The sequence below is a fragment of the Bacillus sp. JJ1127 genome, from assembly GCF_036965845.1.
Lineage (GTDB): Bacteria > Bacillota > Bacilli > Bacillales > Bacillaceae_G > Bacillus_A.
Genome location: NZ_JBALQK010000270.1, coordinates 1 through 6,233, shown reverse-complemented (window position 1 = coordinate 6,233; position 6,233 = coordinate 1). Strand labels below are relative to the sequence as shown.

7 protein-coding genes are annotated in these 6,233 nt (G+C 32.9%); all 7 read left to right on the top strand.

Annotated elements, in window-relative coordinates:
* The first annotated feature begins 322 nt into the window (after nucleotides 1-322).
* Nucleotides 323-703 carry a VOC family protein gene (locus tag V7183_RS22050; RefSeq protein ID WP_335360844.1) on the top strand — a complete coding sequence of 127 codons (381 nt, stop codon included), beginning with the start codon at nucleotides 323-325 and terminating at the stop codon, nucleotides 701-703.
* A 368-nt stretch (nucleotides 704-1,071) separates the two neighbouring features.
* Nucleotides 1,072-2,466, top strand: a complete 1,395-nt coding sequence (locus V7183_RS22045) for a sensor histidine kinase (RefSeq protein WP_335360843.1) — start codon at nucleotides 1,072-1,074, stop codon at nucleotides 2,464-2,466.
* 238 nt (nucleotides 2,467-2,704) lie between these two features.
* Nucleotides 2,705-3,778, top strand: a complete 1,074-nt coding sequence (locus V7183_RS22040) for an ABC transporter permease (protein ID WP_335360842.1) — start codon at nucleotides 2,705-2,707, stop codon at nucleotides 3,776-3,778.
* Nucleotides 3,778-4,491, top strand: coding sequence for an ABC transporter ATP-binding protein (locus V7183_RS22035; protein ID WP_335360841.1), 714 nt, complete (start codon nucleotides 3,778-3,780; stop codon nucleotides 4,489-4,491). The genes V7183_RS22040 and V7183_RS22035 overlap by 1 nt, the downstream gene beginning before the upstream one ends.
* Nucleotides 4,492-4,726: 235 nt before the next feature.
* Entirely contained in the window at nucleotides 4,727-5,095 is a 369-nt protein-coding gene (locus V7183_RS22030) for an HsmA family protein (RefSeq protein ID WP_097895316.1), read from the top strand.
* A 61-nt stretch (nucleotides 5,096-5,156) separates the two neighbouring features.
* Nucleotides 5,157-5,555, top strand: coding sequence for a DUF2871 domain-containing protein (locus V7183_RS22025; RefSeq protein WP_097895315.1), 399 nt, complete (start codon nucleotides 5,157-5,159; stop codon nucleotides 5,553-5,555).
* Nucleotides 5,556-5,568: 13 nt separating this feature from the next.
* A complete protein-coding gene (locus tag V7183_RS22020) occupies nucleotides 5,569-6,051 on the top strand; it encodes a CcdC family protein (protein WP_335360840.1) in 483 nt (160 codons plus the stop codon).
* Nucleotides 6,052-6,233 lie beyond the last annotated feature (182 nt).

Sequence of the window (6,233 nt, the reverse complement as noted above, 5' to 3'; positions counted from 1 at the left end):
GAGAGCATCTGGCCATGCAATGCGTTTGTCATTTCCCCTAAAGAATTAAGCACGAATAATCCTAAGAGATAAACAGAGGCACCAAATTACATTAGAACTTCTTATAACAAAAAAAGTGCAACGAATACGCTAACGATTCAACCACTGTCTTTTAAAAATTGTAGTTACTTAACTTTATTTGCTTATTTTCAAGGGGATTATGACTTGAATCATGAAAATAGTTGTTTATGCCTTACATTTGATATAATCATTAAACAGTTATATGATATTAATACCTAAAAAAATCAATACGAACTGGACTAGAAGAAAGTGAGAGAAGCAAATGATTAATAAAGTCGGTCAAATTATGCTATATGTAAATAACCAAGATGAGGCATTGCAATTTTGGACAGAAAAAGTAGGATTTAGTGTAATTTCTGAAGAGGATAATGGTCAAGGATTTAGATGGATTGAAATTGCTCCAACAAAGGAAGCAGGAACGAGTATCATTCTCCATAACAAGGAATTAATCGCCAAAATGCAACCTGAATTAAATCTTAATACACCTTCGATAATGTTTTTCTCAGAAAATCTCGACAAATTACATACAGACCTTTCGAATAAAAAAATCACAGTCGGAGAAATTGTAAGTATGCCTTCTGGCAGAGTATTTAATTTTGCTGATAATGAAAAAAACTACTTCGCGATCATGGAAAAAAAGTAATCACAAAATTATAGAAGAAATGAAAAGTGTGCTGTCAGTTGTACTGGCAGCACACTTTTCATTTTCTTAGAAATTGTAATAACATGTTCATCTTCTGTTCATAAACATTTCTTATTCTACAAAAGTGAAAGGAGGAGCACTTATACTTATTGCATTTTTCACTTTGTTGGATTTTCCAATCTCTTACATCATTTGTAGCCATCATTTTATTTACAGTGAAACTTCCATCAGTGGGAGTTTTCCTTCATCCCCTACTGTTCAGACACATGCTAGCAGTCAACTCCCTCCTATCTTCTATGTTTTCTCAAAATCTTGATACGGAGGTCTTATTTTCAAAAGATAGAACGATAAATTAGAGGTGAAAAAATATGCGCTCATTATATTCTAGATTCGTTATCATATCCATTTTTATTATGCTCGTTAGTAGTATATTGGCATTTTTACTTACAAATGTATATTATCATGTTTATTTAAAACCATATAACAGCGAGAAAATTTTAAAATATGCACAAGAAGTAAAATATTTATATGAGAAAAATACAGAACAAAATAAAGATGATTATTTACAGTCTATTTCTAACCTTGGCTTTGAAGTTTACGTAGTAGACGATAAAAAACAAGGCAAGCGGTACGGTGATAATTTCAAGAAAATGAATATTAGCGAAGAGACAATTGAACATGTATTAAAAGGAAATATATACAATGGGATTGCAACGTATCCTAATCGTTTATTTGCTACTGGCTTTTTTGACAATACACTTTTAAATAGTATTGGAATTCCTATCGAAAACAATGGTAAGGGTTATGCGCTATTTATTCGTCCGGATATTCAACAGCAATTTGGAGAATTACGTATTTTCTATGCTGTTTTATTAGGATTGATTATTGTAATCAGTCTAATTTGCATCGCGATAGCTACGCGCTTTGTCGTTCGCCCTATTCAAAGATTTACACATGCGACAAAAGAAATTGCAAATGGTAAATACGATTTAGTACTACCAGAAAATCGCAGCGATGAGATTGGGACACTTGCGACTAATTTTCGTAAGATGGCCAAAAAATTACAAAATTCAGAGCAGATGCGACAAGAATTTGTTTCGAATGTTTCGCATGAGTTTCAGTCCCCCCTATCATCTATTCAAGGGTTTTCTAAAACATTGAAAACAAATAATTTAACGAAATCTGAGCAGGAACATTACCTAGAAATCATCGAATCAGAAAGCCGACGTATGTCCAGTTTATGTAAACAATTATTAATGCTTGCATCGCTTGATAAGGAGGACCTTACTTTACGTAAGCAATCTTTTGATCTTGGACAGCAAATAAAAGATATTATTTTTATGCTTGAGTGGGAATGGAGAACAAAAGATCTTGCAGTTGAAATGGACGTTCCTAACATACAAATTTACGGAGACGAAAACTTGCTCCATCAAGTATGGACGAATTTGTTTACCAATAGCATCAAATTTACAGAAAGCGGCGGGACAATTTCATTTGAAGCAGAAGAACTAGAAACAGAGTGGCGTATTTCGATTACTGATATGGGTATTGGTATACCTGAAAATGAAGTAAAAAAAATATTTGATCGATTTCATAAAGTTGATACTGCCCGAAATAGAAAAGTAAATGGAAGCGGCTTAGGTCTTTCTATTGTAAAAAAAGTTATTGACCTTCATGAAGGTGCAATAACAGTCGATAGTAAACCTGGAAACGGAACGACCTTCTCTATTTACCTTCCAAAACAAGAAGAAGAGTCTATCTAAACGGGAGGGCACTGAAAAAGTCCCTTAAAAAAGAAGATAACCACCTACTATATATAGGGAGTTATCTTCTTTTTGATTTCTGTATATTGATAAAAATTCTGTTATTTACTCAAAGTAGACACTTTTTCAGCAGCCTTTCTAAACGGTAGACTCTTCTTTTGTAATCTTTTGTTCATATTCTGTTCATATTTCCTCTTTATGATAAGGGCATAGAACAAAACAAGGAGGAATGAACCTAATGTTTTTAGCACTTAAAGAATTAAAACAATCAAAATTACGATACGGATTAATCGGTACAATTATGATGCTTTTATCATTTCTTGTACTTATCATATCAGGTCTAGCAAACGGTTTATCTCATGATAATGCCTCTTCTATTCTCGAAATGAAAGCAGACAATTTTATAGTATCAAGTGATGCCGAGGGTAAATTATTGCGCTCTCAAATTAAGAAAGAGGACGTAGATAAAGTATTGGCACAAGTTAATGAAAAAGATGCGGTTCCAATGCATCTTAAAATGACGACATTTGAAAAAGAAGGAAGTTCAAAAAAAGTTGATGCTGCTATCTTTGCAAGTAAGCAAGATTCATTCATTGCCCCAAAAGTGATTGAAGGGAAAAACAGCGCTTTAGCAGACAATGAAATCGTTGCTGATGAATCCATCAAAGAAAAAGGTGTAAAGCTTGGAGATGAGCTAGTAGATCCTATTTCTAAGAAAACTTTTAAAGTTGTCGGTTTTACAGAAAATCAAATGTTTAGCCATACACCTGTTGTTCATATGAATGAAAATGTATGGGGCGCTATTTCACTGCCAAATGAAAAAGATTACAGTGTAATCGCTCTAAATACTGATAAAAAAATCAATAATGTAGATAATGCAAAAGTTGTTGATAAAAAAGAAGTACTACAAGGTATTCCAGGTTATAAAGAAGAACAAGGAACATTAACGATGATTATTGCGTTTTTACTTGTAATTTCAGCATTATTAATCGGTGTTTTCTTCTATGTCATTACATTACAAAAAACACACCAATTAGGCGTATTAAAAGCAATCGGAACAAAAAACTCATATTTAGCAGGTAATTTAGTTGTACAATCTATCTTCTTATCTGGTGTCGCTCTTGTAATCGGCATTGGCTTAATCCTTGCAGTGGAGACTGTTTTACCAGCCGGCATGCCATTCTTATTAACAACAACAACAATCTTGCAATATTCAGGTATCTTTATCTTAATTAGTATATTCGGTACACTAATTTCTCTATATCAAGTATTGAAAGTAGATGCATTAGAAGCAATCGGAGGTGGAATGTAATGGTAACAGAAGTGAAATGGGAGAACCCAGCGTCATTATTAAAGCTTGAACAAGTAAGTAAGGTATATGGCGAAGGCGATACAGAAGTAACTGCTCTGCATCCAATTACGTTAGATGTAAAAGAGGGCGAATTTATCGGTATTGTTGGTCCATCAGGTTCAGGAAAAAGTACATTGCTTTCCATTGCAGGTGCGCTTCTATCCCCTTCAAAAGGAAACATTTATATTTCTGATCAAAACGTAACAAATTTATCAGAAAAAGATATGACAAATATTCGCCTAGAAAAAATTGGTTTTATATTCCAATTCGCAAATCTCGTACCTTTCTTATCGGTTAAAGAACAACTTTTATATATCGCTAAGTTAAAGGGAGAAAATAAAAAAGAAGCTGACAAGTTTGCAACTGAATTACTGAAAACATTTGGATTATCACATCGAATGAATCATTACCCAAATCAACTTTCAGGCGGTGAAAAACAACGTGTAGCCATTGCTCGTGCGTTTATGAATAATCCAGACTTAATTTTGGCTGATGAACCTACTGCTAGCCTTGACTCAAAACGTGCTAGAGAAGTCGTTGAATTAATGAAACATGAAGTTAAGAAAAATAAAAAAGCAGCGATTATGATTACACACGATGAAAAAATGCTTGATGTATGTGATCGAATTTTAACACTTCGAGATGGAAAATTACTACGAGAAAACGAAATTTAAGAACTAGTGTATAATAAAAGTAATCTAAAAAAACTTTCTTATCCCCTATTTGATTAGGGAATAAGAAAGTTTTCTTTCATTTAAAGCATATTTTCATTTTTGTTTACAATATAACGCAATTCTAATATAATAATTAGGCAAATTTCATATGTAATATTGCGTTCATATTCTATTCATAATTCTCATGTAACATGCTCTATATAAAGAAAATGACTGTTAGAAAGGAATGATGAACGTGTTAGCATCTGCTATTACATGTATTACAGCTGCACTCATTTTTTATACAATCGGAGTATGGAGTGAAAAATTTCAAAAAACATTAAAACCTTGGCATGTTATTATTTTTTGGCTTGGATTAGTATGTGATACGCTCGGAACTACATTAATGGAGAAAATGGCTTCAGCAGGATCTCTCCTTAGCTTTCACGGAATAACAGGCTTATCAGCCATTTTACTTATGCTATTTCATGCTATTTGGGCAACGATTGTGTTAATAAAAAAAGATACAAAAATGATGACAACATTTCATACACTAAGCGTTATCGTATGGTTCATTTGGTTAATCCCATATATTTCTGGCCTCATATACGGAATGACAAGATAACTTTTAAACACAGCCTTATTCCCAAAAATAAACATTGCTAATACTACCTTAGGAGGTTATTATGAAAAAGTTATATAATGCATCTTTTGTCTATTTAATTATCGGTTTATTTTCCGGTGTATTTGCAAGAGAATATGCAAAAGCAAAAGGAATTCAAGGCACTACTCTGCTGAACCTTTTGCACACACATATGTTAGTTCTTGGATTTTTGTTCTTTTTAATTGCCTTTGCCTTATCAAAATCATTTGCATTCCATGAAGCAAAAAGTTTTAACATGTGGTTCATCGTCTATAATTTGGGATTAGTTTTAACAGTATCTTCAATGGCGGCACGCGGACTTCTTCAAATCAATGGAGCTGATTTTAAAGGATTAAGTCATATTGCAGGAATGTCTCATACTATCATCGGTGTCAGTCTCGTTTGGTTTATGATTCTATTAAAAAAATCCTACAAAGGATAAAAGGAGGTCAAACATGAACTTAGCTGTTTTATCAAGTATTATTGCTCTTTGTATGGCTATTGGAATGATGTTCCTTCGCTTAAAATCAGCAAAGAAACCTGTATCACTTAAAAAAATTATACTCCCGCCAATTTTTATGAGTACGGGAGCATGCATGTACATCTTACCAGAATTTCGATTAACAACATCAGAAATTCTCGAAGCAGTTATCGTTGGTTTATTTTTCTCTATTTTTCTTATTAAAACATCAAAATTTGAAGTACGTGGAACAGACATCTATTTAATACCTTCTAAAGCATTTATCTTTATTTTAGTCGGTTTACTTGCTGTCCGCATCGGTATGAAAGAATATTTAAGTCAATCAATTGATTTAGCACAATTAAGCGGTATGTTCTTCTTACTTGCTTTTGCGATGATCGTATCTTGGAGAATTGGAATGTACCGTTCATTTATGAAATTGCAAAAGGAAATGAAATTTGTAAACAAGAGCCTTTAATCGAAAAAGCGCATCTCTAAATAACCTGAGCCCGATATACTATCGGGCTCAGGTTATTTATTTTCTTTTAAAATCGTACATTTCATCCCATGATTAAAGACATTCAATTTGAATCATTCGGCTATGTTGATTTTAGGAAGCTATGGATTAAATAATCATGCTACATATACATCAATTAAAAA